Here is a 26,219-nt window from a genome sequence, read left to right on the forward strand (position 1 = left end):
GATCCTGTGGGTCTTCTTGCCGAGCAGTTCGACGCCGGACTTGGTGATCGACCCGGTCGCGGGCACCAGGCCGGTGACGGCGTCGACCAGGGTCGTCTTGCCGGCACCGTTGGGGCCGATGAGGAACCGCAGGTCGCCTTGGAGGAGGGTCAGGTCGACGCCGTCGACGGCGGTGAAGCCGTCGAAGGTGACACGCAGGTCGCGGATCTCGAGGTAGTCGCTGCTCATACCGGCGTTGCCGCCGTAGACGGGTGTGCTCATCGGGCGCGCTCCATCGCGGGAAGGTCGGCGGGATCGGAATCGGGTTCGGGTTCGGATGTCGGATCCGGAGGGGTGGGGCTGCGGCGCCGGCGCAGCAGGGTGATCACTCCGGCCAGGCCGGCGGGGAAGAAGCCGACGACGACGATGAACAGCAGGCCCTGGGCGTAAGTCCAGGCGGAGGGGAAGCTCTCCGACAGGGCGGTCTGTGCCCAGGCGACGCCGATGGCACCGAGGACCGGGCCGAGCAGGGTGTTGCGTCCGCCGATGGCCACGCCGATGAGGAACGCGATCGACGGGACGATGCCGACGTCGGCGGGGGAGATGATGCCGACGATGGGCACGAACATCGCCCCGGCGACGCCGGCGAAGAAGGCGGCGACGGTGTAGGCGACGACCTTGATCAGGGCCGGGTCGTAGCCCAGGAAACGGACGCGCTCTTCCTGGTCGCGCACCGCGACGAGCAGTTCGCCGTAACGGGACTGCATGAGCTGGCGGGTCGCGGCGACGACGAGCAGCAGGATCGCCGCGACGATGAAGAACAGCATCCGCTTGTTCACCGGATCGGACAGGTCGTAGCCGAAGAAGGTACGGAAACGGTTGAGCCCGTTGGACCCTCCGGTGGACTGCTGACCGACGAGCAGGATCGCGAAGGCGGCGGCCAGGGCCTGGGAGAGGATCGCGAAGTAGGCACCCTTGACGCGGCGGGCGAACACCCCGAAGCCGAGCAGCGCGGCGATCAGGGCCGGCACGATCAGGATCGCCAGCAGCGTCACGGCGGGCGAGGTGAACGGCACCCAGTAGGCGGGTAGTTCGCGGATGCCGGCGATCTGCATGAAGTCCGGAACCGAATCGCCGCGGAGCTGCGCGTCGGCGATCTTCAGGTGCATCGCCATGATGTAGGCGCCGAGGCCGAAGAACACACCCTGGCCGAGGGTGAGCATGCCGCCGCGACCCCAGGCCAGGCCGATCCCGACGGCGACGATCGCGAAGCACAGGAACTTGCCGAGCAGGCCGAGCCGGAAATCGGAGAGCACCGCCGGGGCAAGACCGAACAGGATCAGTGCGGCGAGCGCGAATCCCGCTGCGGTACGGGTGGGTCCGGGGCGGGTGATGATACGGGCGGGTCCGGCTTGTGTGAAGGTGCGGGCCGACAGGGTCACGGACATCAGACCAGGCTCCTCGTCTTGACGGCGAACAGGCCCTGCGGGCGGACCTGCAGGAAGATCACGATGAGTACGAACACGATCACCTTCGCGATCGAGGCGGTCGTGGAGTACTCGATGAACGAAGTGAGCAGGCCCAGTGCGACGGCCGCGAGCACCGCGCCCTCGATCCGGCCGAGACCACCGATGACGACCACGAGGAAGGCGTCGATCAGGTACGACTGCCCGACGGTCGGGCTGGTGGAGCCGATCAGGGTCAGGGCGACACCGGCGAGACCGGCCAGGCCGGAGCCGAGAAAGAAAGTGGTGATGTCGGTGCGGCGGGACGAGATGCCCACGGTCTCGGCGAGATCGCGATTCTGCACCACGGCGCGGATCCGTCGTCCTATCGGGGTGTACTTCATCGACGCGATCAGCGCGATCACACAGATCACGGCCAGGGCCAGGATGAAGAGGCGGGTCTTGGGGACCACCGCTCCGAGGATCTCGACCCCGCCGGAGAGCCAGGACGGTGCGACGACGTTGACGGCGGGGGCGCCGAAGATGTCGCGGGCGGCCTGCTGGAGCAGCAGGCCCACACCGAAGGTCACGAGCAGGGTGTCGAGCGGGCGGTGGTACATGCGGCGGATGAGGGTGACCTCGAGCAGCACCCCCATCACACCGCCCACCAGGAAGCCGACGAGCAGGGAGACGAACAAGGACACCCCGGCCGAGGAGATCACCTGCTGCACGACGAACGCCGTGTAGCTGCCGGCCATGATGAATTCGCCGTGGGCCATGTTGATCACGCCCATCTGGCCGAACGTCAGCGACAGCCCCAGCGCTGCCAGCAACAGGATCGATCCGATACTCAATCCTGTGAAGAACTGTCCTACAAGGACATCCATGTCGTCTCCCTCGTCGGCTCGTGCTGTCAGTTACCGGACAGGCCCGAAGCCCAGTCGTAGGACTCGAGGTACGGGTCGGGCTCGATGGCACCGTCGGACTCCCACACGGTGTAGATCAGCCCGTCGCCGCGGATCTCACCGATGCGGGCGGTCTTGGTGATGTGGTGGTTGTCGCCGTCGATGGTCACGGTGCCCTCGGGGGCCTCGAAGGTCACGCCGTCGGCAGCTTCGACGACGTCGTCGACCTCGAACGATCCGGCCTTCTCGACGGTGTTCTTCCACAGGTGGACCGAGGTGTAAGCGGCTTCCATGGGATCGGAGGTCGGCTTGTTCGCGCCGTACTTCGCCTTGTACGCCTCGACGAAGGACGTGTTCTCGGGCGAGTCGACGGTCTGGTAGTAGTTCCATGCGGTGAGCTGGCCCTCGATGTTCTGCGCACCGATGCCCCCCACCTCCTCCTCGGCGATGGACACCGAGACGACCGGCATGTCCTTCGCGTTCAGGCCGGCGTTGGTGTACTCGCGGAAGAACGCGACGTTGGAATCGCCGTTGAGGGTGTTGAACACCGCGTCGGCGTCGGCGGTGCGCACCTTGTTGACGATGGTGGAGAAGTCGGTGGAGCCGAGCGGGGTGTAGTCCTCACCCTTGATCTCGATGCCGTTGGCCTCGGCATACGCCTTGATGATGCGGTTGGCGGTCTGCGGGAAGACGTAGTCGCTACCGACGAGGTAGAGCGACTTCACGCCCTGCTCCTTCAGGTAGTCCAGGGCGGGCACGATCTGCTGGTTGGTGGTTGCGCCGGTGTAGAAGATGTTCGACGACGACTCGAGACCCTCGTACTGGACGGGGTAGTACAGCAGCGCGTTGCGGTCCTCGAAGACCGGCAGCATCGCCTTGCGGCTCGACGACGTCCAGCCTCCGAACACCGCTGCGACGCAGTCGGATCCGATGAGCTTCTCGGCCTTCTCCGCGAACACCGTCGGCTCGGACGCGCCGTCCTCGGAGACGATCTCGATCTGCTTGCCGAGCACACCGCCGTCGGCATTGATCTCCTCGACGGCCAGCGCGATCGAGTCGCGGACGGTGACCTCGGAGATGGCCATCGTGCCCGACAGCGAGTTGAGCGAGCCCACCTTGACGGTGTCGCCCGAGGTGTCGACGCACGACGCAGCACCGGCGGCGGTGGTGCTGCCCTCGTCGCCCGCGCGGCTTCCGCAGGCGGACAGGACGAGTCCGACTGCGACGAGTGCGGCGGGGGCCGCGATGGCGCGGGTGGCGAGCCTGGACCTGACAACAGACATGTAGAGCCCTTCCTTCGAAGGTGGCGGGAGGGGGCCCGGTGTATCCGGGCGGCGTATACAGCGCTGTATCCGTGAGGCCACACAGTAGAAGGGAGTTGTTGCGCGGGAATATCTTCCGGTCACGGTCTCATGACGCAGATTTCGCGCGTGTTACACAGCGCGCACAAGCATCGGCTACGGCCTTTGCCATCCGCTACGGCAATTGCTGTAGCGGACAGCTGAAGATGTAGCGATTACCTCCGGGCACGGGCGACGGCCCGATCGAAACGGGCGCGGACCACGTCGAATCGGAACAGCTCCGGCCACGTCCACCGCACCACCTCGAAGCCGAGATCGCGCAGCGCGTCCTCACGTCGCTTCTCCCGTCGGACGGCTTCGATCCCGCTGTCGTCGTACTTGCCCATGCCGTCGAACTCACCGACGACGCCTTCGTCCTCCCAGTAGAAGTCGGCTCGCCCGACGAAGAGTCCACTGGGAGTTCTGATCTCCTGCTGCAGGATCGGCGACGGCATGCCGACCTCCTGCATGCGCACCCGGCTGAGCGACTCGCCAGGGCTTTCACTGCGACCGTCGACGAATGCTGCCACCCGCCGTGCCGCGGCGATGCCCGTACGAGGGCCCGACTCGGCCAGGCAACGGGCGAGAGCTTCCGCGAACCCCGGCTGACGGGCTGCGGCGGAGTCACCGGCGATCACCGATTCGTCGAAGTCGAGCGTGCAGGCGAGGTCGACGACCGTCCGGGCCATCGACGTGCAGGGAACTCCGTCCACCTCGGAGCGGTCGTCGGCGGGGAGTGGCGCGACGTGCAGGTGGCGACTTGCGGTCCTGCGTCCACCACCCGACCTGTCGCGGGTGACGTGCACCCGCGTGAGGTCCGGCTTCCACAGGGCGAGTCCGTGCAGGACGGCGGCGGACTCGTGGCTGGTCACGGTGTCGGCGGACAGGCGCGCACCGACGGACCGGACGCGCATGCGGTAGCGGTCGAGGTCGTCGAGGGAGGCGTCGGCGATGTACACGCCGGGTTCGAGTCGTTCGAGTTCACCGTTGCGCAGGGCTCGGCGGATTTCGGTGTCGCTGAGGCCGGTCGTCAGGGCGTCGGCGCGCAGGAGGGGCTGCATGGCGACCACCCTGCCCCGCGTCCGCCGCCGAAAAGCCGCGGACGACGCGGATTCCGATCGATCTGTGGATGAGTCGTCGCCCTGTGGACAACGCGTTCGCTACATCTTTCGTCATCTGCTGCAGCTATTTCCGTAGCGAATGGCGAATTCCGTAGCGGATGGGTCAGGAGGGTTCGAGAACCGAGCCCATCACGCGCTCGACCGCGATTTCGATGACGACGCGGCGGGGATTGGCGCGGGGCTCGCGGTAGCGGGCGGCGTAGCGACGCTCGCCTTCGCGGACGTCGGCGGGCTCGCGCGTCACGCGGGCCGGTCCCTCGAGGGTGAGCCAGCGTCCGCCGTCGACCTGGCTCACGACGGCGTAACCGCCGCGCTCGACGTTGAGCGTCTTCTGCGAACCTTCGAAAGTGATGACGCGGGCGAGGCCGGCCTCTTCGTCCCACGTGAACCCGACGGCAACGACGTGCGGCGAGCCGTTCTTGCGGAGGGTCGTGAGCGTCGCGAGGTGGTACTCGGACAGGAACTCGAGTGCCTTCGCGCCTATCGCGTCGGGGGTGCGTGCCATGCGACGAGCCTACCGACGCTCAACGCACCAGATACGGCGAGACCGACGAGCGGTGCTCGTTGATGTCGATCTCCTTGCCGAGGGGTGGGAACGCGCGCTGCGGGCAGTTCATCCGCTCGCACACGCGGCAACCCGAGCCGATCGGCGTACCGGGATTGGAGTCGTCGAGGTCGAGACCGTCGGCGTAGACGAGACGATGCGCGTGCCGCAGTTCGCACCCGAGCCCGATCGCGAACGTCTTCGACGGCTGACCGTACCGCGCGGCGCGACGTTCGACGGTGCGCGCGACCCACAGATAGCGACGACCGTCGGGCATCTGCGCGATCTGCGTCATGATCTTGCCGGGATAGGCGAAGGTCTCGTAGACGTTCCACAGCGGGCACGTGCCGCCGCTCGTGGAGAAGTGGAAACCGGTGGCGGACTGCCGCTTCGACATGTTCCCGGCGCGGTCGACGCGGACGAACGAGAACGGGACGCCCCGCAGTTTCGGGCGTTGCAGGGTCGAGAGCCGGTGCGCGACCGTCTCGTAGCTGACGCCGTAGAAGGCCGACAGGCGTTCGACGTCGTACCGGAAGTCCTCGGCGATCTCGTGGAACTGCGTGTACGGCAGGATCAACGCGGCCGCCCAGTAGTTGGCGAGCCCCAGCCGGGCCAGTGCTCGCGAGGGATCGCTGGTGAACGAGCCCTCCGCGACGAGACGGTCGATGAGCTCTCCGCACTCCAGATATGCGAGTTCGATGGCCAGCTTGAACACCTGCTGGCCACCGGACAGTTGCGGCGCGACCTCGAGGACGCGGGTCTCGGGGTCGTAGCGGTGCAGGATGTTCTCGCCGAGGTCGATGCGCTTGACGATCTGCACGTCGTGGGCCGTGGTCAGGCGTCGGGCGATCTCGCCGCCGACGTCGCCGCGGTGGAAACGGATGCGATTGGCCAGTTCCTCGGCGGCGGTGTCGAGATCGTGCAGGTAGTTCTGTCGCTGGTAGAAGTAGTCGCGTACCTCTTCGTGCGGCATGGTGATCGCGCCGCTGCCGCTTCCGTCGCTGTACCGCTCCTCGGTGGCGACGGCGAGCTGTGCGGTGGTGTTGCGGAAGCGCCGGTGCAGGTTGACCATCGCCCGCGCGAGGGTGGGGTGGGCGGCGACCATCTCGGCGATCTCCTGGGCGTCGGCCTCGATGCCCATCTCCCGGTCGAGCGCGACCTCCCGCATCTCGGCGATCAGGCGCGTATCGTCCTGCGAGGAGAAGAAGGTGGCGTCCACCCCGAAGACCTCGCTGATGCGGAGCAGGACGGGCACGGTCAGGGGCCGGACGTCGTGCTCGATCTGATTGAGATAGCTAGCGGAGATCTCGAGGGTCTTGGCGAGTGCCGCTTGGCTGAGTCCTCGCTCGGTGCGTAGCTGCCGCAGCCGGGCGCCTACATAGGTCTTGGCCATTCGCCCAGGGTAGAACTGCCTTGCAGCCTTCGCAAGGTGACGTTTGCAGCATGTTAATCGACGGGCGCCGGTGGCGCTTCGAGGCCGAACCACGAACCGGGCGCGAACGCCTCGAACCGGATCGACGCCGGAGCCACACCGGAGGCGACGAGGTCGGTGCGGATCGCGCGCATGAACGGGATCGGCCCGCACACGTAGGTGCGGGCGTCGCCCGGAATCGCCAAGCCGGACAGAGGGGTTCGCCCGCCGCTACGGATCTCGTCGTATTCGGTGTAGCGCACGTGGAGTCGGGCGTTCGGCAGTGAGTCGACCAGGGTCCGGATCTCGGTCCGATGCGGTTGCTCGTAGGGCGTGCGGTCGAGGTGGACGACGTCGACGCTCCGGCCGTCGTGGCGGGACTGGAGGTCGCGGAGCGCGGCGATGGTCATGGTCACGCCCACGCCCGCCGAGACGAGCAGCAGCGGTTCGCTGCCCGGGTCGACCACCACGCTGCCGAACGGCGGCGACACGAGGAGGCGGGCGCCGGACCGCAGGCCGTCGCACAGCACCGGGGAGACGAGTCCGCCCGGTACGCGCTTGACGGTCACCGCCCACTCACCGCTCGTCCTGCCCGGGAACACCGTGTACTGGCGGATCTGCTCGGTCCCGTCGGAGAGCGTGACCCGCACCGAGATGTACTGCCCGGGAAGGAATGCCGGCAATCGCCCACCGTCGACGGAGCGGAGATGGAGGGTGGCCGCGTGCGCACCGTCGTATTCGTGCTCGGTGACGACCACCCGGCGCCAGATGTCGCCGGGCGCGACACCGGCCTGCCGGTACAGCTTCGTCTCCTGCTCCACCAGGGAATTCGCCATCAACGTGTACACCTCGTGCCAGGCCACGGCGACCTGCGGTGTGACGGCCGCGCCGAGCACCTCGGCTATCGCGGCGAAGAGGTGGGTTCGCACGATCTCGTAGTGCACGGCCCGCACGCCGAGGGAGGCGTGCTTGGCCGCGATCCGCTCCATGATCGGGTCGATGTCGGTCGGCGCATGGCTGACGAGCAGCGATGCGAAGGCGGCCACCGAGTCGGCGAGGGCCCGTTGCTGGGCGCCGTCGGCCTGGTTGGTGCGGTTGAAGATGTCCCGCAGGGAGGGGACGGCCCGGAAGAGCCGGTTGTAGAAGACACGTGAGATCGCGCCGATCTCGGCTCCGACCACCGGCAGGGTCGCTTCGATGATCGACCGCGACGTACTCGAGAGAATGTCGACTCCTCGTGTTCGGGGGCTGTTCGACCGGGGCCGGACAGGCCGAGCAGTGCGACGCGCCGGCCCCGATCCGGCCGGAGACATGTTACGGGTGGGATTCGAGGGGTCAATGGGCATCGCGATGGCAGATCACCTCTTGTGAAGGCGGTCACAGGCGACTGTCCGATCTGTCCGCCGGTGGGTGATTCGGCGGAGCGCTGCGTGCCGCCGTCGGCGTCCGGGAGGGGGCGGCAAAACCCGAGGTAGTTACTACTCGCGGGTAATAAACCTGTGCCCGATTCGGGTAGTTGGACCGGCCATCGATTAGCAACATTTGCAATGCCTGCTTCGAAAATAGCCGAGATTGGCACTAGCAACAGGTAGACGGGGTTTTTGGAGTGTGTCATTGTCGTTCTTGTACATCCGAACGGCACGCAAAGGATGTGAAGTCGTACAAGCGTACTGCTTCATCCCGAGCGGGGCAGATCTAGAGAGTGGAGATTTGATGTCGACCACCGGCACCCCGAGGACTGCAGAAGAGATCCAGAAGGATTGGGACACCAATCCGCGCTGGAAGGGGGTCACCCGCAACTACACCGCCGAGCAGGTCGCCAAGCTGCAGGGCACCGTCGTCGAGGAAGCCACCCTCGCCCGCCGCGGTTCCGAGATCCTGTGGGATCTCGTCAACAACGAGGACTACATCAACTCGCTCGGTGCCCTCACGGGTAACCAGGCCGTCCAGCAGGTCCGCGCCGGCCTGAAGGCCATCTACCTGTCCGGCTGGCAGGTCGCCGGCGATGCCAACCTCTCGGGCCACACCTACCCGGACCAGTCGCTGTACCCGGCGAACTCGGTTCCGCAGGTCGTTCGCCGCATCAACAACGCGCTGCTGCGCGCCGACGAGATCGCCAAGGTCGAGGGCGACACCTCCGTCGAGAACTGGCTCGCCCCGATCGTCGCCGACGGTGAGGCCGGCTTCGGTGGCGCCCTCAACGTCTACGAGCTGCAGAAGGCCATGATCGCGGCCGGCGTCGCCGGTTCGCACTGGGAGGACCAGCTCGCGTCGGAGAAGAAGTGCGGTCACCTCGGTGGCAAGGTGCTCATCCCCACGCAGCAGCACATCCGCACCCTGACCTCGGCTCGCCTCGCGGCCGACGTCGCCGACGTCCCCACGGTCGTCATCGCCCGTACCGACGCCGAGGCCGCGACCCTCATCACCTCCGATGTGGACGAGCGCGACCGCGAGTTCCTCGACGGCACCCGCACCGCCGAGGGCTTCTTCGGCGTCAAGAACGGCATCGAGCCCTGCATCGCCCGTGCGAAGGCCTACGCTCCGTACTCCGATCTCATCTGGATGGAGACCGGCGTGCCGGACCTCGAGGTCGCGAAGAAGTTCGCCGAGGCCGTTCGCAGCGAGTTCCCGGATCAGCTGCTCGCCTACAACTGCTCGCCGTCCTTCAACTGGAAGGCTCACCTGGACGACGCGACCATCGCGAAGTTCCAGAAGGAGCTCGGCGCGATGGGCTTCAAGTTCCAGTTCATCACCCTCGCCGGCTTCCACTCGCTCAACTACGGCATGTTCGACCTGGCCCACGGCTACGCCCGCGAGGGCATGACGGCCTTCGTCGACCTGCAGGAGCGCGAGTTCAAGGCGGCCAAGGAGCGCGGCTTCACCGCCATCAAGCACCAGCGTGAGGTCGGTGCCGGCTACTTCGACAGCATCGCCACCACCGTCGATCCCAACACCTCCACGGCTGCCCTGAAGGGCTCCACCGAGGAAGGCCAGTTCCACTAGGAACAAGCGCCACCCAAGAGGCCACCACCCCGCGGCGGGATCCACAGGTCCCCATGTCTCGCCGCGGGGTGTGTGCGCATCAGGAGCGGTTCGACGCTCCGATGGGCACACCCTCGATGCGTTTCCCCGTGCACCGACGACCCTCGGCCACGACCCCCACAACGAGAAGGAGCTGACGTGACCAGCGAAAAGATTCAGCGCGTCGGCGTGATCGGCGCCGGCATCATGGGCGCAGGTATCGCCGAGGTGTGCGCACGCGCTCATGTCGACGTACTGGTGTTCGAGCAGACCCGCGAACTCGCGGCTGCAGGACGCGCCCGCATCCTCCGGTCGCTCGACCGGGGTGTCAGCAGCGGCAAGATCACCGAACGGGAGCGTGAGCAGGCCGCATGGCGTCTGCGCTTCACCTCCGATCTCGGTGACTTCGCCGATCGGCAGCTCGTCGTGGAGGCCGTCGTCGAGGACGAGAAGGTCAAGAGCGAGATCTTCGCCGAGCTCGACAAGATCGTCACCGATCCCAACGCGGTGCTCGCCTCGAACACCTCGTCGATCCCGATCATGAAGCTCGGTATCGCCACCCGCGCCCCCGAGCGTGTCATCGGCATGCACTTCTTCAATCCCGTGCCGGTGCTCCCGCTCGTCGAGCTCGTCACCACCCTGAAGACCGGCCCCACCGTCTCCAAGCGCGCCGAGGCCTTCGCCGCCGACGTACTGGGCAAGCAGGTCGTGCGGTCCTCCGATCGCGCAGGTTTCATCGCCAACGCACTGCTGGTGCCGTACCTGCTCTCGGCGATCCGGATGGTCGAGTCCGGCTTCGCCACCAAGGAGGACATCGACAAGACGATGGTCCTGGGCTGCGCCCACCCGATGGGTCCGCTCGCCTTGACCGACCTCGTCGGTCTGGACACCGTCAAGTCGATCGCCGACTCCATGTACGAGGAGTTCAAGGAGCCCCTGTACTCGGCACCACCGCTGCTGCAGCGCATGGTCGAGGCGGGACTCGTCGGCAAGAAGTCGGGCGCCGGCTTCTACGAGTACGCCGACAACGGCCGCACGGTCAAGAAGGCCGGCTAGCCAGGTAGCACCACCGCACACGGCGCCCGTGCCCGGAGACAGTGTCCGCACTGGTCACCGGTGCACGGGCGCGGTGTGCATGAGGGAAAGGTCGACGCCGACATGGCAACTCCTGCCGACGGATACGGATCCAGCATCCTCGGGTACCCGCGCATCGGGCCCCGCCGCGAGCTCAAGTTCGCCCTCGAGGCCTACTGGCACGGTGAGGGCACGCGGGACGAACTCGTCGCGGTCGCTCGCGAGCTCCAGGAGAACACCTGGCGCGAGCTCGCAGCCACGGGTCTGACCCAGGTACCCGGCAACACGTTCTCCTACTACGACCACGTCCTCGACAACGCCCTGTTGTTCGGAGCGCTGCCCGAGCGGTTCCGTCCGCTGGTCGACGAGCTCGACCCGCTCGATCTGTACTTCACACTCTGCCGCGGACGCGAGGACTTCCCGCCGCTCGAGCTGGTGCGCTGGTTCGGCAGCAACTACCACTACCGCCAGCCCGAACTCGACGAGAACACCGTCTTCGGGTTGAACTCGGCGGCCGTGCTCGACGAGTTCGAGCGCGCGAAGGCCGAGGGCGTCGAACTGCGGCCGGTGGTGCTCGGGCCGGTCTCGCTGCTGTTGCTGTCGAAGGTCGCGCCGACCTCGACGAAGGACGGTTTCCGCACCCTCGACCTGCTCGATGCGCTGCTCCCCGAGTACGAGAAGCTCTTCGAACAGCTCGCGCGGGCCGGCGCGACCTGCGTGCAGCTCGACGAGCCGTCGTTCACCGAGGACCGCAGCGAAGAGGAGCTCGCAGCCCTCGCGCGGGCCTACGACGTGCTCTCGCACGCTCCGCTGCGGCCGCGTCTGCTCGTCACCGGCCCGTACGGGCATCTCGGTGAGGCGCTGCCGATCCTGGCCGCGTCGAAGGTCGAGGCGATCGGCCTGGACCTGGTCAACGGACGCATCGGCGCGGCCGAACTGGCCGCCGTTCCCGGATTGAAGCGCAAGCGCATCTACGCCGGGGTCGTCGACGGCCGCAACGTGTGGAAGGCCGACCGCCACCGCACGCTCGAGTACCTGAAGTCGATCGCCGCCGTCGCACCGGATCTCGTCGTGTCGACCTCGTGCTCGCTGCTGCACGTGCCCTACGACGTGCTCGTCGAGTACGACATCCCCGGCGACGTCGCCGATCGTCTCGCTTTCGCGAAGCAGAAGGTGGGGGAGGTGGTCTCCCTCGCCAAGGCGCTCACGACCGGAGCAGAGGAGCGTTGGCGCAAGCCGCCCGTGTCGGTGCACTTCAAGCAGAAGCACACCGTGCGTGCGCGCCTCAACGCGGTCACACCCGCCCATCGGGTGCGCGCGCCGTACGAGGAGCGGCAGGTCGCGCAGAGCGAGCGCCTGAATCTTCCGCCGGTGCCGGCGACGACCCTCGGGTCGTTTCCGCAGACCGCGGAGATCCGCAGGGCGCGAGCAGAACTCGGTCGTGGTCGCATGTCGTACGACGAGTACGTCAAGCGGATCCAGGAAGAGATCGAGTCCACCATCCGTCTGCAGGAGAACATCGGTCTCGACGTCCTCGTCCACGGCGAGCACGAACGCAACGACATGGTGCAGTACTTCGCGGAGTTGATGGAGGGCTTCGCCACCACGCGCTTCGGCTGGGTGCAGGCCTACGGTTCACGGTGCACGCGTCCGCCGATCCTCTACGGCGACATCGTGCGCCCGAAGTCGATGACGGTCGAGTGGATCGCGTTCGCGCAGTCGCTGACCGACAAGCCGGTCAAGGGCATGCTCACCGGCCCGGTGACTATGCTGGCGCGCTCGTACGTGCGTCAGGATCAGCCGCTCCACGAGACGGCCGACCAGCTCGCGCTGGCCATCCGTGACGAGATCGCCGATCTCGAGCGGGCGGGTATCGCGATCATCCAGGTCGACGAACCGGCCATTCGTGAACTGCTGCCGCTGCGGCAGGACGGGCGCGCCGAATACCTCGACTGGGCGGTCGATGCCTTCCGTCTCGCGACCGGTGGTGCGAAGCCGGAGACGCAGATCCATACGCACCTGACCTACTCGGGTCAGGCGTCGGTGGTCGACGCGATCGAACGGCTCGATGCCGACGTCACGGCGATCGTGGCGACGCGCTCGATCCGCTGGGTGCTCGAGGCGATCAAGGACCGCGCGCTGTCCCACGGTGTCGGCCCCGGCGTCTACGAGTCGCGGTCGGCGCGGATCCCGGACATCGACGAACTGGACGAGTTGCTCACCGAAGCGGCCGAATCGGTGGAACTGGACCGGTTGTGGGCCAACCCGGACGGCGGCCTCAAGACCCGTCACCACTGGCAGCTCGAACCGTCGCTGCGCAATCTCGTCGCGGCAGCTCGTCGACTGCGCCGCCGGGCGGCGCAGCAGGCCGACTAGGTCGCCGGGCGGCGCAACAAGCCGGAGAGCGGAACCCTGTCGAGGACATGCACCCGCGGGAATTCCCGCGGGTGCATGTCGTCGTGAGGCGGAGTAGTTGTGGAAGGATGACGTCCACAACCGGTACGACCACCGTCGCCGCCTACGCCGCCACCGCGCCCGATTCGCCTCTGTCGAAGACCACCGTCGAACGGCGTGCCCTCGGCCCGCTCGACGTGCTCATCGCCATCGAGTTCGCCGGCATCTGCCATTCGGACATCCATACCGCGCGGAACGAGTGGGGCGGAACCAAGTACCCGATCGTGCCGGGGCACGAGATCGTCGGCACCGTGGCCGCGGTCGGTCCCGAGGTCACTCGCCACGCCGTCGGCGACCGGGTGGGCGTGGGCTGCTTCGTCGATTCGTGCGGCGAATGCGACCCCTGCCGAACGGGTTTCGAACAGCACTGCACCGCTCGTGTCACGGGGACCTACAACTCCGTCGACCGCGACGGCACCGTCACCCAGGGCGGCTACTCGACGCACATCGTCGTCACCGAACATTTCGTCCTGCGGATCCCGGACGGGCTCGATCCGGCTGCCGCAGCACCGTTGCTGTGCGCGGGGATCACCCTGTACTCGCCGCTGAAGCGGTGGAATGCGGGTCCGGGGAGCAGGGTCGCGATCATCGGGATGGGCGGCCTCGGACACGTCGGTGTGAAGATCGCGGCGGCGATGGGCGCGGAGGTGACCGTGCTCGGCCATTCGTTGTCGAAGAGGGAGGACGGCCTGCGATTCGGTGCGGTCGACTATCGATCCACCGAGGTCCCGGAGACGTTCTCGGAGCTCCGCGGGAAGTTCGACCTGATCCTCAACACTGTCTCGGTCAACCTCGACCTCGACCGCTACCTGTCGTTGCTGCGGCTGCACGGCACCCTCGTCGGCCTGGGGCTGCCGGAGAAGCCGCTGTCGGTGCGGGCATTCTCCCTGGCGATGAACGATCGCGCGATGGCCGGATCGAATGTCGGCGGCATTCCCGATACGCAGGCGATGCTCGACTTCTGCGCCGAACACGGCATCGGTGCGGAGATCGAACTGATCTCGGCGGACCGGATCGACGAGGCGTACGACCGCGTCGTGGCCAGCGACGTGCGCTATCGCTTCGTGATCGACGCCTCGACATTCTGAGCATCACGTTCGGGCGACGGTCGACGTCCCGGGTGCAGACCCGGGACGTCGACCCCGTCAGAAGTTGTCGCCGAGTTGCTCACGCAGCTGCGCGAGGGTCTTCGTGAGCAGACGCGACACGTGCATCTGCGAGACACCCACTCGCTCGGCGATCTGCGTCTGCGTCATGTTGCCGAAGAAGCGCAGCAGGACGACCGTGCGCTCCCTGGCCGGAAGGGCCTCGAGCAGTGGTCTCAGCGCCTCGTGGTTCTCGACCTCGTCGAGTGCGGCGTCGTAGTCGCCCAGCGTGTCGGCGAGGGTGAGCCCGTCGTCGCCGGACGGGGACGACCGGTCGACCGACACCGTCTGATAGGCGTTGCCGGCGACGAGACCCTGCAGCACCTCCTCCTGCTCGATGCCGAGTTCCTCGGCGAGTTCGGAGGCGGTGGGCGCCCGGCCGAGCTGCTGGGAGAGCTCGGATGTGGCCTTGCTCAGGGACAGGTGCAGTTCCTTCATCCGCCTGGGCACACGAACGGCCCAGCCGGCATCACGAAAGTGCCGACGCACCTCGCCCATGATCGTGGGGACCGCGAAAGAGACGAAATCCGAACCTCGTTCGGGGTCGAAGCGGTCGACCGCGTTGACCAGGCCCAGACGCGCGACCTGCAAGAGGTCTTCGAACGCCTCACCGCGGCCGTCGAAACGACGGGCGATGTGCTCGGCGAGCGGAAGGCACCGGGCGACCACTTCGTCGCGAATGCGGATACGACCGGGGTCGTCCTCGTCGAGCGCAAGCAGTGTTCTGAGAGTTTCGGTGACGTCGGCGTATTCGTCGCTCGACCTACCCGTGTTGCGCGTCACCGATCGGCGCTGCCTTCGGCGATGGACATGTCGATCGTGGCGCGCGAGTCGTTGCTGGTCACCGAGATGGACTCGGTCAACGAGTTGAGCACGTGCCATCCGAAGGATCGCGGTTGTCCGATAGCGGAGGCGTCCTCCGTCGGTGCCGACAGACTGATGTGCAGTAGCGGGAGAGCCGCCCGGAAGGAGCACGCCAGGATCGCGTCCTCGGGAGCACCCATGATCAGCCGCGTGGCCGCTTCGTCGACGGCGAGCTTCACGTCCGCCACGGTGTCGAGGTCGAAGTCGTGCTGCAGCGCGATCGCGGCGGCTACCGCGCGGAGGACCGCGAGCTGATCGGGGTGGGCTTCCACTCGCAATTCGACTACCGGGGGAGTGTGGTCGCGTGCCGATTCGATCGACGCGGATTTTGCCATGAGCCTTGTGTCTCCAGTACGGGGGTGGGGTGAGCGGGTCGTGTCTGTCTGTCTGGTCGTCGTCGGAGAGATTACCCAGATACCGCGAATTCAATCCATCTGCCGTGACCTGCGCAGGTGCCGGCGATCCGCCCGAAATGCACGATCGACCTGTTGAGCGCCGACGGTTGGTGGACTACTGTCGGGAAAGAAGGTTGAGCACACAGCCGAGAACCCGGAAGCGCCACCCGTAACGGGAGGGTTCCGATCGATCACAGGCTGTGCCTGTCTCGTCGGTCGCGCTTCCTGAAATTTTCGATGTTGGGAAGTGCTATGACAGTTCCTCAGCGAATTGCCGCACAAGTAGATTCCGTCACATCCGGATGGTCGGCTCGGCCGATCAGGTCCGATATTCCTGCAGAGCGGGTAGTCGGGGCGGAGTTCAGTGCTCAGCGGGTCGAACCGGATCTGGTCTGGGTCGGTGTGCGAGGCGAGATCGACATCCGTAATGCACACGCTCTTCACGCATTCACGCATCGACAGCTCGAAGAGGCGGTCCGTATGGTCGTGGACCTCGCGGCCGTCGAGTTCTTCGGTGCGGCCGGGCTGTCGGTCTTCGACGATCTCGACGAACGCGCTCGTGCTCTGAACGTCCGCTGGGTTCTCCTGAGCGGGCGGCCCGTGGAACGGCTTCTCCGGATCGCCGACGCGGACCTCGCGGCCAAGGCCTGTAGGACACGCGAAGCAGCGCTCGCTGCGGTCGCTCCTGTGACGTAAGAGATCGGGAGAGCCGACCACACGGCGTGGCCCATAATCCGCCACGCCCCTCCATACCGTTGCCGTTCGGGACACCCGGGCGGCAACGGTTCCGTTCGAGGCCGGTCCATCCTGTGCCGTTCGGCTCGACCTGCCCGTTTCGTCGCTTCGACCCCGGGGAACCCGCTGATGAACCCGAGGAGGTCGAGATGAGCACGAACGACTGGATTCTGCTGGTGATAGCGGTGGTCGTCGCGTTGGTGCTGCTGGCGGTGCTGGTGTGGACGCTCCGCAACCGGCGGGCCGAGCGTCGGCGCGCCGAAGCCGAGCGGCTGCGTCGCAGCGTCGAGGAGAACAGGCCGGGAGTGGAGCAGCGAGCCGCGTCGGCCGAACGTACCGAAGCGGAAGCTCGTCGCGCCGCGGCGGAAGCCGAAGCGAAGGCGGCCGAAGCGGAGCGGTTGCGTGCCCGGTCCGAAGAGGAGCGGCACACGGCCGACGCCGCCCGGGCCGAACTCGACGAACGTCGTCGCCGGGCGGAAGAGCTGGATCCCCGTTCGACAGAGCGTGCCGGGTCCGCCGACCACCGCGCGGAATCGACGCCGCGCACGGCCGGTTCGTCGGGCCAGGTCCCGAACGCTGTGCCCACAGGTGAGGGCCGGATCGACGACGCCGGCCGTGCGGGCGCCCACCGGAACGATCAGGACCACCGTCGCTGATCGTTCCGGCGTCCCTACCGGACGTTACTGCACACCGGTCCGTGCGGTCCGGTGTGCAGTGCGCCGGACAGGTACGCACCGCTCGTAGGCTCGAAGGGTGTCCTCGGCCACACGATCCCAGGTGTATCGGGCCAGTACGCGGTCGCGTCCGGCGAGCCCGAAGGTTGCGCGCGTCGTGGCATCGGTGAGGAGTCGGCGCGCGGCCGCAGCGACGGCCTCGGGGGAGCGGGTGGGCACAAGGATGCCCGTGGCGTCGTCGAGAACCGTATCGAGCATTCCTCCGGAGGCCGACGCGATCACCGGACGACCACATGCCATCGCCTGCAGCGCGAGCATCCCGGACGGGTCGTGCCAGGGGGTGGACACCACGGCATCGGCGGAGCGGAGCAGTGCGGGCATCTCGTCCCGGCCGACGTCGCGCCGGATCCGAACGCGTCCGTGCACTCCGCGCGCACGCGCGAGCTTCGTGAGACGGGACTTCTCCTGCTCGTCGGATCGGCGGGACACGTGGGCGGGAGCGGGATCTGCGGCGATGATCAGTTCGGTATCGGGAACACCGGCCAGAGCTTCGATGACGGTGTCGAATCCGGAACCCGGTTCGAGAGGGCCTGCGGCGACGAGCCGATGTCGGCGGGTCCGGGCGGTGTCGGGAGCGGCGGCGGTGCAGTAGTGGGCGGTGTCCACTCCGCTCGGGACCACCGTGGTGCGCGTGCGCGGAAGCCCCATGCGTGCCAGTTCGAAGACTTCGTCCGAGCTCGTCGCGATCATGCGTGTCGCGCCTCGGGCGATGAGTCGCTCCAAGCGGATTCGATCCCGTGAATGTGTATCCGTCGGAGTCTTCTCGCGGATCCGTTGTTCGACCGTGCCCAGCGAGTGGAACGTCTGGACCGTGGGAATACCCAGTGACCGGGTGGCGAGCTGGGTGGCCAGACCCGACAGCCAGTAGTGGGCGTGCGTGATGTCCGGCGGCCGCACGCGCCATTCCCGATCCAGGAAGGTTCCGAATTCACCCATGGCGGACGCTGTTTCGTCAGGATGCAACGGGGACAGCGGCCCTGCCGGTATCTGCACCACCTCGTATCCGCCGGGGACCGAGATCCGGTCGGGACCGGTGCTGTCCTCGCGGCGCGTGTACACCACGACCTCGTGGCCGGCCGCGGAGAGGGCAGAGGACAGCCCGTCGAGATGGACATGCAGTCCTCCGGGCGGCGCGCTCGCGGGCGCACCATGACCGAGCAGGGGATTCACTTGTCCCGCAACCATCGCGATCTTCACCACAGCGGTATTCCCGTGCGGGAAGGGGGATAAACCCGTCACGGTGGGAGGGGTGGACCGAAATATGCTGTTGTCCAGCGAGTTCGTTCCAGTGGGAGTCGTGGTCTCCGGCGCTCGGAGGGGCGGGGCGGACTCAGATGACGGCGCGGACGGAGATGGTGGCGTAGGCGACCATCAGGACCAGAAGCGCCCATCCCGCGCCCTGCCAGATCGGCCAGCGCCCTCCACGCTTCCAGGTGCGGTAGGCCGTCAGCAGGGCGCCGAGTCCGCCGAGCAGCAGGACGAGGGTAGGGCCGAAGACCAGGATCCGGCGGGCGGGATCGGTGCAGACCGCGAAGGCCGCGTCCGTGCAGTCCTGCCCGGAATTCGTACCCCAGAGGATGGCGACTCCCATCAGCGCGAGTGCCACTGCGATCACGCCGACCGCGTAACCCGTCGCCTTACGGGCCGTGCGGGGGTCGTTCCAGCGTTTCTCCACATCCTGGGTCATCGTTCGGCTCTCCTCGCGTCGAAAGGCACACGTGCGCGCACCGGGCCGCCGCAGCGCCGGGTGCGACTCGACCTTCGAGTACCCCGGACCGCACCGCTCAATCGGACATGAAGCGATCACCCGATCTCTCGGTCCGGGATTCACGCCGGAACCTTCCGCAATCCCGTCGGCACGTCCGGTATGACCGGATCGTGGTTCTCGGTGCGTTTGTTCGGTTTCCGTCGCGGGTATTGCTACCCGGCCGGACGGTCCGGCGTGTGGTACGGATCGAGGTGAGATCGTGCGATTGTTGAGTCTCGTGGTCCTGGTCTGGTTGATCATCGGCGCGGTGGCGGCCGGTCAGCGCGGCTACTTCGGCGACTCGGACCAGAACTGCAGCAGTCTTGCGACGGTGGCCGTCACGGTCGTGGCGGGGCCGCTCAACTATGTGGGCGTCAACCCCGAGGTCGAGTGCGAGGTGCCGCAGCCGAGTCGGTAGGTCCTGCGACCCTTCGGGCCCGGGAGCCGGGTATGGGTCCCTCTCCGGTACGCACCGGAGAGGGACCGCGATCAACTGCCGGAGACGCCGACGCGGGCACCCGAGGCGGCCTGGAGATCCTCGAGGAAAGTGCGCGACCATCGGGCGACGTCGTGCTCCATCACGTGGGCGTGCATGGTCTTCATGCGCCGCATGCGTTCGGCGGGATCCTCCTCGATCGCCTCCACGATCGCGCGCTTGACCCCTTCGAGGTCGTGCGGATTGACGAGGAGGGCGCGACGCAGTTCCGCTGCGGCTCCGGCAAATTCGCTGAGGACCAACGAGCCGCTACCGTCGCCGTGGCAGGCGATGAACTCTTTCGCGACGAGGTTCATGCCGTCGCGCAGAGGAGTGACGAGCATGACGTCGGCGCCGGTGTACATCGCGAGCAACTCGTCGCGGTCGACCGAGGAGTGGAGATAGTGGACCACCGGTGATCCGAGACGTGCGAACTCGCCGTTGATCCGGCCCACTTCACGCTCCACCTGGTCGCGGAGTTGCGCGTACGCCGTCAACCGTTCACGACTCGGAGTGGCCAACTGCACCATCACGACCTTCTCTGGATCGAGGGTGCCTTCGGCGAAGAGTTCGTGCAGTGCTTCGAGGCGGACGTCGATCCCCTTGGTGTAGTCGAGACGGTCGACGCCGAGCAGCATGACCTCCGGATCGCCCAGATCCCTGCGGATCTCCGCAGCACGATCGCGGATGGCCTTCTCGCGCGAGCGATCCCGGAGGTGAGCAGAATCGATGGAGATCGGGTAGGCGCCGACACGAACCTTCCGGTCGCCGAGATCGATCGTCCCGCCGGACGAGGTTCCGCGCGGTGCCGGGAGCCCGAAGAGCCGGTTCGCGAGATAGACGAAGTTCTGTGCTCCACCGGGAAGGTGGAAGCCGACCAGATCGGCGCCGAGCAAACCGTCGACGATCGCCGTGCGCCACGGCAACTGCAGGAAGAGTTCGGTGGGAGGGAAGGGGATGTGGAGGAAGAACCCGATGGTGAGGTCGGGCCGGAGGTCGCGCAGCATCCTGGGGACGAGCTGGAGCTGGTAGTCGTGCACCCACACCGTCGCCCCGGGGGCCGCAGCGCGGGCCGCGGCCTCGGCGAACCGCTTGTTGACGTCGCGATACGTGCGCCACCAGCGGCGATCGAAAGTCGGGGGGATGAGTGCATCGTGGTAGAGAGGCCACAGGGTGTCGTTCGAGAAGCCCTCGTAGTACTCCTCCACTTCCTGGGCGGACAGCTCGACCGGATACAGGGAGAGCCCGTCCTCCTCGAAGGGCTCGAGGGCTACGTCGGGGGTGCCGGGCCATCCGACCCACGCGCCACCGCTGGAACGGAGGACCGTCTCCATCGCGGTCACCAGACCACCGGGGCTGCGCCGCCACACCGGTGGGCTGCCATCGGCAGGCGTCTCCAGATCGACCGGCAAGCGATTGGCGACCACGACGAAATCGTCGGAGTGCGGCTCGTTCATAATCCCGCCTTCGTGCAATGCCTCACGGCGAACCAACCCCACATTTCGAAATCGACCACTTCTTGCTATCAAGGCGGGTCGGGTACCGCAAACCGCGACAGCGGATGCGAGCCTTCCGACAGCAGGTTTCCGAGATGTCAGTTCTCGCTCGCCACGGGCGCCGCCGAGTTGTCGAACATCTCGTCGATACGCTTCTTGATCTCTGCGGTACTGAACCGCACGCCCTGGGGGAGGGTCGCGGAGGAAGAGATGGTGACGCCGGAAACGGGGTTCTGCTCGAGCATCGTCGAGGTCCTTTCGGAAGGCAGAGGGGAATGACTGCGACCTCCGTGGTCGCAGCCCGGGAACGGAAGGGGATTCAGCCTGCGCGGCGCGCGGCGAAGAGATCGATCAGAGCCTTGCAGAAGGCCGGCAGGTCGCCCGGATTGCGGCTCGACACGAGGTTGCGATCGACGACCACCTCCTGATCGACGACGTTTCCGCCGGCGTTGCGGATGTCGGTCCGCACGCTCGGATACGACGTGAGCGTGCGGTCGCGCACCACGTCGGCCTCGACGAGCGTCCACGGTCCGTGACAGATCACGCCGACGGGACGCCCGGACAGGACGAATTCCCGCACGAAGGAGACGGCACTGTCGTCCTGCCGCAGGTGGTCGGGATTCGTGGTGCCCCCGGGAAGGACCAGACCGTCGAAGTCTTCGGGCGACACCTCGGAGACGAGGCGATCGACGGTGTACTTCCCCGCGGCGTGGACGTCCTTCTCCATGGACTGGATCTCGCCCTGCTCGATAGAGACGAGCCGGACGGTGGCGCCCTCGCTCTCGAGTGCCTGGCGTGGCTCGACGAGCTCGACCTCCTCGACTCCGTTCGTCGCGAGAATTGCGACGGTCAGTCCGGACAGTCGTGCCCCATCGGCGGAATTCATGGTCGTGTGGTCCTTTCTCGGTGCGGTCGGATACCCGGCCGGTCGGGGAGCCAAACGCGGGCTTTCACCTCCGTTTTCACCCTCGGCTTCACCTGGGGGAGAGGTCGCCGGTCGCCGGACCCTCCAACCGGCCGCCGTCGGCGGCGAACCGGGAGCCGTGGAGCGGGCAGTCCCATGACGACTCTGCGTCGTTCCACCGCAGGATGCCGCCGAGGTGCGGGCAGACCGCGCTCACGCGGTGGGTCCGACCGTCGACCGTGGAGATTCCGACGGGCCGTCCGCAGCTGCGCACCACCCGCCCCTGTCCTTCCCCGGGTTCCGATTCCGAGGACGTCACGGCCTGCCACCAGCCCTTCGCCATGTGCAGCGCGACGGTGGCGTTGAGGCGTGCGGCCGTGGGAGCTCCGGTCACCAGTTCGGTGCGCCAGGCCGCCATGGCAGGAGCCCACGCCTCGACCTCGGGATCCGGCGACTCCGAGAACCGGGACGCGATGATGTGGGCCGCCGCGACGCCGCCGGTCATTCCCCACTTGCCGAAGCCGGTCGCCACCCAGATCCTGTCGGCGCCGGGCAGGATCGGCCCGACCTCGGGCAGGCTGTCCATGTTCGTGTAGTCCTGCGCCGACCAGCGGTACAGCTCGCGGGCTCCGGGGAACGTCCGCTGGCTCCATCGCAGCAGGTCGTCGTAGGCGGTGCGGGCCGAATCGTGCCGGCCCACCATGTGCCCGTTCCCGCCGACGAGCAGCAGGCGATCCGCCGACGCGGACGTGCCCGCCGCGGAGGCGGTGCGGAGCGATCTGGTGGGACTGTCGGCGGACAGGAACATTCCCTCCGGAGGACCGCCGGGCACCTCGACCGCGATGGAGTACGAGCGGTCGGGTTCCATGCGGGCGAAGAACGCGCCGCGGTCCAGGATGGGGATGCCGGTCGCGAGTACCACGCGATCGGCGCGGACATCGCCGTCGTCGGTCCGGACGATGCATCCCGCGTTCTCGGTGTCCACGGTCTTCACGCGACGCCCGACGAACACCTCCGCGCCGGTCGTGCGTGCCCGGTCGACCGCCGTGAACAGGATGGGCATGGGGTCGACCTGGACCTGATCGGGGATCATGACCGCGGCGGCCACATCGAAGGGGAGGGGGATCTCGCCGACCCGTTCTGCCGGCAGTCCGGCGGCGCGGCAGTGGTGGTGCTCCGCGTCGATCATGCTCGCGTTCGACGGGTCCTGCGCGTAGGTGTAGGCGTCCGCGCGGTCGAAGTCGAGTCCGTGCTGCGTGCAGAAGTCGACGACCCACCGTTGCGCCGCGAGAGTGCCGTCCACATAACCCTGGCGTATCGCGCCGGAATGCCTGCGGCCGATCTGCGACAGGCGCGTTCCTTGCAGGACGCTCACCTTGCCGGTGGTGTTTCCGGTGGTCACGGCCCCGATGTCGCGGGCCTCGACGACCGCGACGCGCAGTCCGCGCTCCGCGAGAAGCAGAGCTGTCACGGTACCCGTGATCCCGGCGCCGACGACAACGACGTCGTAGCGCTCACGGCGGGTCGTCCAGTCGTCGTACGTCGCGGTCTGCGGGGCGCGATCCCGCCACAGGGACACCGTGGTCTCGGTAGGCATACGCGCTGGTTACCTCCCGGCCCGGGCAGGTAAACGGGCCTCACCCGAGTACGGTCGACCACCGGGTTCCCGGTTCGTCGCCCCGGTCGGGTGTTTCGATCCCGGACAACTGTGGGTAAACCGCAGTACCACGCTGAGTAAGGCGAAAGAAATCGACGAGTTTCGTGGGGTGATCCACAGGAGGTTCCAGTGCTGTCTTCGGAGATCGACGATGCCGGTGAGTGTGGGGGTATCAGCCGCACCCATCGTGGAGGTAGCGTGCGCTCGCGGGTCGTGCGGGGCGCGGTACGTGCACTCGCGAAGCCGGTCGTGGGGGCATGGATGGCCCGGCCGGACCTCGCGTGGCCCCTGTCGGTCGTCGACGGCGCTGCGTCCTTGCTCCCCAAGCCCTCCGGAGCGCAGTACGTGAACGTCGACCTGGGCTCGTGTAGTGCCGAGTGGATCCGAGCGGAGGGACGGTCGACCAAGCGCGCGGTGCTGTACCTGCACGGTGGCGCGTTTCTCATGTGCGGCCTGAACACCCACCGCTCACTCGCCGTGAGCCTGTCGGATCGCGCGGACGGCGCGGTTCTCAGCGTCGACTACCGGATGCTGCCGAATGCTCCCATCGCCCATGCGGTGGACGATGCCGTACGCGGTTACGAGTGGTTGCGCGAGAAGGGTTACCGGGGGGAGGACATCGTCATCGCAGGCGATTCCGCCGGTGGGTATCTGGCATTCATGACCGCCCTGGCGATCGCGGAGTCCGATCTGCCCCGCCCGGCGGGGATCGTCGCACTCTCCCCGCTCGTCGATCTCGACTCGGATCGGCGCGCCGAACACGACATGCGGTCGGCCTGCCCGATGTTCCCGGGATCGGCCGTGCAGTCGCTCGTACGGTACATCGAGGGCACCCACACCCGGCTGACCGTCGACGGGGAACCCGGACCGCTGATATGCCCGCTGGACAACGACCTCAGTGTGCTTCCGCCGGTGATGATCCACGCCGGCCACGACGAATTGCTGCGCAGCGACGCCGAATCCATGGCGCGGGCCGTACGGGAGGCCGGGGTGAACTGCGACCTGCACGTGTGGCGACACCAGGTGCACGCGTTCCCGATCTTCGCCGACAGTCTTCCCGAGAGCCGGCGTGCGATCGCCGAGGCCGGTGACTTCGTGCGGTCGGTGACGGAATCGGCCGGTCGTGCGGAGAAGCCCGTGGTGACGCCGATCTCCGGTTTCGTGTCGAATTCCGCAGTGGCCTGACATCTTTCGCGGGCCGGATCGCTCGGTTACGGCCTCCGTGACCGAGCGATCCGGACCTATTGCTGCGAACTGTCCGAGTGGGCGAACTCCAGAGCGCCGAGGTCGGCGTCCGCCACCTCGAAGGGCATCGTCAGCACGGTGGCGGTCGCCCACCCCCGACACACGAGAACGGCGTCGCTGTCGTGGGATTCGTCGAGTTCGACCGCCCGGAAGGTGACGGGCACGGCACGTGAGATGTCGCCGTCGTTCTCGACCTCCCCGATCTCCGCCTGGACGGCACCGAACTCGGCGAGCGGAGCACTGCGCAGTCCGCGGAGTTCGCCGACCGGGATGTCCGGGATGTTGACGTTCAGCACCGCACCAGGACGGGTGTTCTCGATCGCCCATTCCAGAGCCCGACGTGCCACCAGTTCGGCCGTCTCCCACTGGGACGGAGCGGTGCCGTTGAGGGACAGTGCGACCGCCCGGGCTCCGTGGCTCGCCGCGGTGAGGGCCGCGCCCACGGTGCCCGAGTGCAGGATGGCGTGACCGGTGTTGGGGCCCAGGTTGATCCCGGACAACACGATGTCCGGCGCGGTCCCGAACGCGCCGTACGAGGCGAGGAAGGTGATCAGAGCCGGAGAAGCTTCCACCGCATAGGATTCCACGTCGGGAAGACCGTCGAGGGGGCGGTGGCTCAACAGGAGTTTTCCTTCGTCCTGGAGAGCGGTCAACGATGCACTCGCACCGCTGCGCTCGACATGGGGCGCCGCCACCTGCACGTCGAATCCCGCTTCGACGGCGATGCGGGCGAGCAGTGCGAGACCGGGGCTGTCGATGCCGTCGTCGTTGACGATCAGTGCTCTCATGAACGCTTCCCCTTCAACTTCCGGACCTGTACTTTCTCGGCCATCTTCTCGACCGCGGAACGATGCCCCGTGGCCAGACCGCGACGCGTGACGTTGACCGCGCCCGCAGCGGCGCCGAGACGCAACGCGTCCTCGAACGTCGCGCCCGCGGCATAGGCCGACGCGATACCTGCGGTCATCGAATCGCCGGCGCCGTGATGATCCACCGTCTGCACCGAGGGGGCCTCCACCTCCCAGAGGTTCCCGTCGTCGAATGCGATCGCCGGGTCGCCGGCCCGGGAGACCACCACCGAGGCGGCACCGTCGTCGTGGAGACGGTGCATGGCCTCGATGAGATCGTCGAGGTCGTCGGACTCGGCACGACCGTCCTCGATGAGATCCTCGTGGCTCACCTTCAGCACGGTCACCCCGCCTTCGAGGGCAGCACCGAGGGTGGGGCCGGACAGGTCGGCCACGACCGGTATGCCCAGCGCTCCCAGGTCGGCACACAGCCGTTCGTACACCTCCGTGGGCACGGCTTCGTCGCAGTGCGGCCCACCCAGCATCGCGACCTTCGCACACATTGCCGATGCCAGAGACGCGCTGAACAGGTCGTCGGTCTCGTGCCGGGTGAGCGCCGGCGGGGCGATCTCCACGATCTCCTTGCGTTCGCCTTCCCGACGGTCGTGGATGTAGGAACCGTTGGCCGATGCGGTCTGCACCGGATGCACCGTCAGCCCCTCCCGGTTGATCATGTCCAC

At 67.3% G+C, this 26,219-nt stretch carries 26 protein-coding genes; 8 read left to right on the top strand and 18 right to left on the bottom strand.

Translation table 11 applies throughout. From position 1 onward, the window contains the following. From R1101_RS0102800 to R1101_RS0102835, 8 genes are all read right to left on the bottom strand, one after another. The coding region (locus R1101_RS0102800; protein WP_016931973.1) for an ATP-binding cassette domain-containing protein at nt 1-261 on the bottom strand (261 nt) is incomplete at its 3' end. Further along, nucleotides 258-1,427, bottom strand: coding sequence for an urea ABC transporter permease subunit UrtC (gene urtC / locus R1101_RS0102805; RefSeq protein ID WP_016931974.1), 1,170 nt, complete (start codon nt 1,425-1,427; stop codon nt 258-260). The genes R1101_RS0102800 and urtC, both read right to left, overlap by 4 nt. Next, complete coding sequence (gene urtB, locus R1101_RS0102810) at nt 1,427-2,311, bottom strand: urea ABC transporter permease subunit UrtB (protein WP_016931975.1); 885 nt, start codon at nt 2,309-2,311, stop codon at nt 1,427-1,429. The genes urtC and urtB overlap by 1 nt, the downstream gene beginning before the upstream one ends. A gap of 26 nt (nt 2,312-2,337) precedes the next feature. Next, nucleotides 2,338-3,612, bottom strand: a complete 1,275-nt coding sequence (urtA, locus tag R1101_RS0102815; protein ID WP_016931976.1) for an urea ABC transporter substrate-binding protein — start codon at nt 3,610-3,612, stop codon at nt 2,338-2,340. Nucleotides 3,613-3,845: 233 nt separating this feature from the next. Beyond that, on the bottom strand, nt 3,846-4,730 hold the full coding sequence (locus R1101_RS0102820; protein ID WP_037222026.1) for a type IV toxin-antitoxin system AbiEi family antitoxin domain-containing protein: 885 nt from the start codon (nt 4,728-4,730) through the stop codon (nt 3,846-3,848). Nucleotides 4,731-4,893: 163 nt separating this feature from the next. After that, nucleotides 4,894-5,295, bottom strand: coding sequence for a PPOX class F420-dependent oxidoreductase (locus tag R1101_RS0102825; protein WP_016931978.1), 402 nt, complete (start codon nt 5,293-5,295; stop codon nt 4,894-4,896). A 19-nt stretch (nt 5,296-5,314) separates the two neighbouring features. Then, nucleotides 5,315-6,727, bottom strand: a complete 1,413-nt coding sequence (gene ramB, locus R1101_RS0102830; RefSeq protein WP_016931979.1) for an acetate metabolism transcriptional regulator RamB — start codon at nt 6,725-6,727, stop codon at nt 5,315-5,317. A gap of 53 nt (nt 6,728-6,780) precedes the next feature. Further along, on the bottom strand, nt 6,781-7,926 hold the full coding sequence (locus tag R1101_RS0102835; RefSeq protein ID WP_016931980.1) for a globin domain-containing protein: 1,146 nt from the start codon (nt 7,924-7,926) through the stop codon (nt 6,781-6,783). 532 nt (nt 7,927-8,458) lie between these two features. Here R1101_RS0102835 and aceA point away from each other — a divergent pair. From aceA to R1101_RS0102855, 4 genes are all read left to right on the top strand, one after another. After that, entirely contained in the window at nt 8,459-9,748 is a 1,290-nt protein-coding gene (gene aceA / locus R1101_RS0102840) for an isocitrate lyase (RefSeq protein ID WP_016931981.1), read from the top strand. Nucleotides 9,749-9,925: 177 nt separating this feature from the next. Further along, the gene (locus R1101_RS0102845; protein ID WP_016931982.1) at nt 9,926-10,822 is read left to right on the top strand and encodes a 3-hydroxybutyryl-CoA dehydrogenase; all 897 of its coding nucleotides are present in this window, start codon (nt 9,926-9,928) and stop codon (nt 10,820-10,822) included. Nucleotides 10,823-10,924: 102 nt separating this feature from the next. Beyond that, on the top strand, nt 10,925-13,216 hold the full coding sequence (metE, locus tag R1101_RS0102850; RefSeq protein WP_026002806.1) for a 5-methyltetrahydropteroyltriglutamate--homocysteine S-methyltransferase: 2,292 nt from the start codon (nt 10,925-10,927) through the stop codon (nt 13,214-13,216). Between the two features lie 107 nt (nt 13,217-13,323). Further along, a complete protein-coding gene (locus R1101_RS0102855; protein ID WP_016931984.1) occupies nt 13,324-14,382 on the top strand; it encodes an NAD(P)-dependent alcohol dehydrogenase in 1,059 nt (352 codons plus the stop codon). Nucleotides 14,383-14,439: 57 nt separating this feature from the next. On the opposite strand, the gene R1101_RS0102860 is transcribed toward R1101_RS0102855, so the two are convergent. Next, a complete protein-coding gene (locus R1101_RS0102860; RefSeq protein WP_016931985.1) occupies nt 14,440-15,222 on the bottom strand; it encodes a SigB/SigF/SigG family RNA polymerase sigma factor in 783 nt (260 codons plus the stop codon). Further along, nucleotides 15,219-15,638: an ATP-binding protein gene (locus R1101_RS0102865; RefSeq protein ID WP_026002807.1), complete on the bottom strand. Its 420-nt coding sequence runs from the start codon at nt 15,636-15,638 to the stop codon at nt 15,219-15,221. Before R1101_RS0102865 ends, R1101_RS0102860 begins: the two co-directional genes overlap by 4 nt. 312 nt (nt 15,639-15,950) lie before the next feature. Here R1101_RS0102865 and R1101_RS0102870 point away from each other — a divergent pair, with 312 nt between their 5' ends. Together R1101_RS0102870 and R1101_RS0102875 are read left to right on the top strand one after the other, a co-directional pair. Then, nucleotides 15,951-16,394 carry an STAS domain-containing protein gene (locus tag R1101_RS0102870; protein WP_026002808.1) on the top strand — a complete coding sequence of 148 codons (444 nt, stop codon included), beginning with the start codon at nt 15,951-15,953 and terminating at the stop codon, nt 16,392-16,394. A 188-nt stretch (nt 16,395-16,582) separates the two neighbouring features. Continuing rightward, nucleotides 16,583-17,089, top strand: a complete 507-nt coding sequence (locus R1101_RS0102875) for a hypothetical protein (protein ID WP_026002809.1) — start codon at nt 16,583-16,585, stop codon at nt 17,087-17,089. 24 nt (nt 17,090-17,113) lie between these two features. Here the strand turns inward: R1101_RS0102875 and R1101_RS0102880 are convergent, their stop codons facing one another. Then, nucleotides 17,114-18,406 carry a glycosyltransferase gene (locus R1101_RS0102880; protein WP_232284659.1) on the bottom strand — a complete coding sequence of 431 codons (1,293 nt, stop codon included), beginning with the start codon at nt 18,404-18,406 and terminating at the stop codon, nt 17,114-17,116. A 91-nt stretch (nt 18,407-18,497) separates the two neighbouring features. Beyond that, on the bottom strand, nt 18,498-18,854 hold the full coding sequence (locus tag R1101_RS0102885) for a hypothetical protein (protein ID WP_016931990.1): 357 nt from the start codon (nt 18,852-18,854) through the stop codon (nt 18,498-18,500). Nucleotides 18,855-19,131: 277 nt separating this feature from the next. Between R1101_RS0102885 and R1101_RS0102890 the strand changes: the two genes are divergently transcribed. Further along, nucleotides 19,132-19,332 carry a hypothetical protein gene (locus R1101_RS0102890; RefSeq protein WP_026002811.1) on the top strand — a complete coding sequence of 67 codons (201 nt, stop codon included), beginning with the start codon at nt 19,132-19,134 and terminating at the stop codon, nt 19,330-19,332. Nucleotides 19,333-19,403: 71 nt separating this feature from the next. On the opposite strand, the gene R1101_RS0102895 is transcribed toward R1101_RS0102890, so the two are convergent. The 4 genes from R1101_RS0102895 to R1101_RS0102910 all read right to left on the bottom strand — a co-directional run bounded on the left by R1101_RS0102895 (nt 19,404) and on the right by R1101_RS0102910 (nt 23,386). Further along, a complete protein-coding gene (locus tag R1101_RS0102895; protein ID WP_016931992.1) occupies nt 19,404-20,846 on the bottom strand; it encodes an alpha,alpha-trehalose-phosphate synthase (UDP-forming) in 1,443 nt (480 codons plus the stop codon). Between the two features lie 137 nt (nt 20,847-20,983). Further along, nucleotides 20,984-21,130, bottom strand: coding sequence for a hypothetical protein (locus R1101_RS30570; protein WP_016931993.1), 147 nt, complete (start codon nt 21,128-21,130; stop codon nt 20,984-20,986). A 74-nt stretch (nt 21,131-21,204) separates the two neighbouring features. Continuing rightward, on the bottom strand, nt 21,205-21,771 hold the full coding sequence (locus tag R1101_RS0102905; RefSeq protein WP_016931994.1) for a type 1 glutamine amidotransferase domain-containing protein: 567 nt from the start codon (nt 21,769-21,771) through the stop codon (nt 21,205-21,207). Between the two features lie 88 nt (nt 21,772-21,859). Beyond that, nucleotides 21,860-23,386 carry an FAD-dependent oxidoreductase gene (locus tag R1101_RS0102910; RefSeq protein ID WP_016931995.1) on the bottom strand — a complete coding sequence of 509 codons (1,527 nt, stop codon included), beginning with the start codon at nt 23,384-23,386 and terminating at the stop codon, nt 21,860-21,862. A 189-nt stretch (nt 23,387-23,575) separates the two neighbouring features. On the opposite strand from R1101_RS0102910, the gene R1101_RS0102915 reads away from it, so the two are divergent. After that, nucleotides 23,576-24,631: an alpha/beta hydrolase gene (locus R1101_RS0102915; protein ID WP_016931996.1), complete on the top strand. Its 1,056-nt coding sequence runs from the start codon at nt 23,576-23,578 to the stop codon at nt 24,629-24,631. A 56-nt stretch (nt 24,632-24,687) separates the two neighbouring features. Here the strand turns inward: R1101_RS0102915 and surE are convergent, their stop codons facing one another. Next, nucleotides 24,688-25,479 carry a 5'/3'-nucleotidase SurE gene (surE, locus tag R1101_RS0102920; protein ID WP_016931997.1) on the bottom strand — a complete coding sequence of 264 codons (792 nt, stop codon included), beginning with the start codon at nt 25,477-25,479 and terminating at the stop codon, nt 24,688-24,690. After that, nucleotides 25,476-26,219: PfkB family carbohydrate kinase (locus R1101_RS0102925; RefSeq protein ID WP_026002812.1), on the bottom strand; the 744-nt coding region annotated here is incomplete at its 5' end. The genes surE and R1101_RS0102925, both read right to left, overlap by 4 nt.

Source organism: Rhodococcus sp. R1101 (genome assembly GCF_000278445.1).
GTDB lineage: Bacteria > Actinomycetota > Actinomycetes > Mycobacteriales > Mycobacteriaceae > Rhodococcus > Rhodococcus gordoniae.

What these genes read in the sequence shown, in the direction of transcription:
- urtC (WP_016931974.1), bottom strand. Translation starts at nt 1,427, where the DNA reads ATGTCCGTGACCCTGTCGGCCCGCACCTTCACACAAGCCGGACCCGCC.
- urtB (WP_016931975.1), bottom strand. Translation starts at nt 2,311, where the DNA reads ATGGATGTCCTTGTAGGACAGTTCTTCACAGGATTGAGTATCGGATCG.
- urtA (WP_016931976.1), bottom strand. Translation starts at nt 3,612, where the DNA reads ATGTCTGTTGTCAGGTCCAGGCTCGCCACCCGCGCCATCGCGGCCCCC.
- R1101_RS0102820 (WP_037222026.1), bottom strand. Translation starts at nt 4,730, where the DNA reads ATGCAGCCCCTCCTGCGCGCCGACGCCCTGACGACCGGCCTCAGCGAC.
- R1101_RS0102825 (WP_016931978.1), bottom strand. Translation starts at nt 5,295, where the DNA reads ATGGCACGCACCCCCGACGCGATAGGCGCGAAGGCACTCGAGTTCCTG.
- ramB (WP_016931979.1), bottom strand. Translation starts at nt 6,727, where the DNA reads ATGGCCAAGACCTATGTAGGCGCCCGGCTGCGGCAGCTACGCACCGAG.
- aceA (WP_016931981.1), top strand. Translation starts at nt 8,459, where the DNA reads ATGTCGACCACCGGCACCCCGAGGACTGCAGAAGAGATCCAGAAGGAT.
- metE (WP_026002806.1), top strand. Translation starts at nt 10,925, where the DNA reads ATGGCAACTCCTGCCGACGGATACGGATCCAGCATCCTCGGGTACCCG.
- R1101_RS0102855 (WP_016931984.1), top strand. Translation starts at nt 13,324, where the DNA reads ATGACGTCCACAACCGGTACGACCACCGTCGCCGCCTACGCCGCCACC.
- R1101_RS0102865 (WP_026002807.1), bottom strand. Translation starts at nt 15,638, where the DNA reads ATGGCAAAATCCGCGTCGATCGAATCGGCACGCGACCACACTCCCCCG.
- R1101_RS0102870 (WP_026002808.1), top strand. Translation starts at nt 15,951, where the DNA reads ATGACAGTTCCTCAGCGAATTGCCGCACAAGTAGATTCCGTCACATCC.
- R1101_RS0102875 (WP_026002809.1), top strand. Translation starts at nt 16,583, where the DNA reads ATGAGCACGAACGACTGGATTCTGCTGGTGATAGCGGTGGTCGTCGCG.
- R1101_RS0102885 (WP_016931990.1), bottom strand. Translation starts at nt 18,854, where the DNA reads ATGACCCAGGATGTGGAGAAACGCTGGAACGACCCCCGCACGGCCCGT.
- R1101_RS0102895 (WP_016931992.1), bottom strand. Translation starts at nt 20,846, where the DNA reads ATGAACGAGCCGCACTCCGACGATTTCGTCGTGGTCGCCAATCGCTTG.
- R1101_RS30570 (WP_016931993.1), bottom strand. Translation starts at nt 21,130, where the DNA reads ATGCTCGAGCAGAACCCCGTTTCCGGCGTCACCATCTCTTCCTCCGCG.
- R1101_RS0102905 (WP_016931994.1), bottom strand. Translation starts at nt 21,771, where the DNA reads ATGAATTCCGCCGATGGGGCACGACTGTCCGGACTGACCGTCGCAATT.
- R1101_RS0102910 (WP_016931995.1), bottom strand. Translation starts at nt 23,386, where the DNA reads ATGCCTACCGAGACCACGGTGTCCCTGTGGCGGGATCGCGCCCCGCAG.
- surE (WP_016931997.1), bottom strand. Translation starts at nt 25,479, where the DNA reads ATGAGAGCACTGATCGTCAACGACGACGGCATCGACAGCCCCGGTCTC.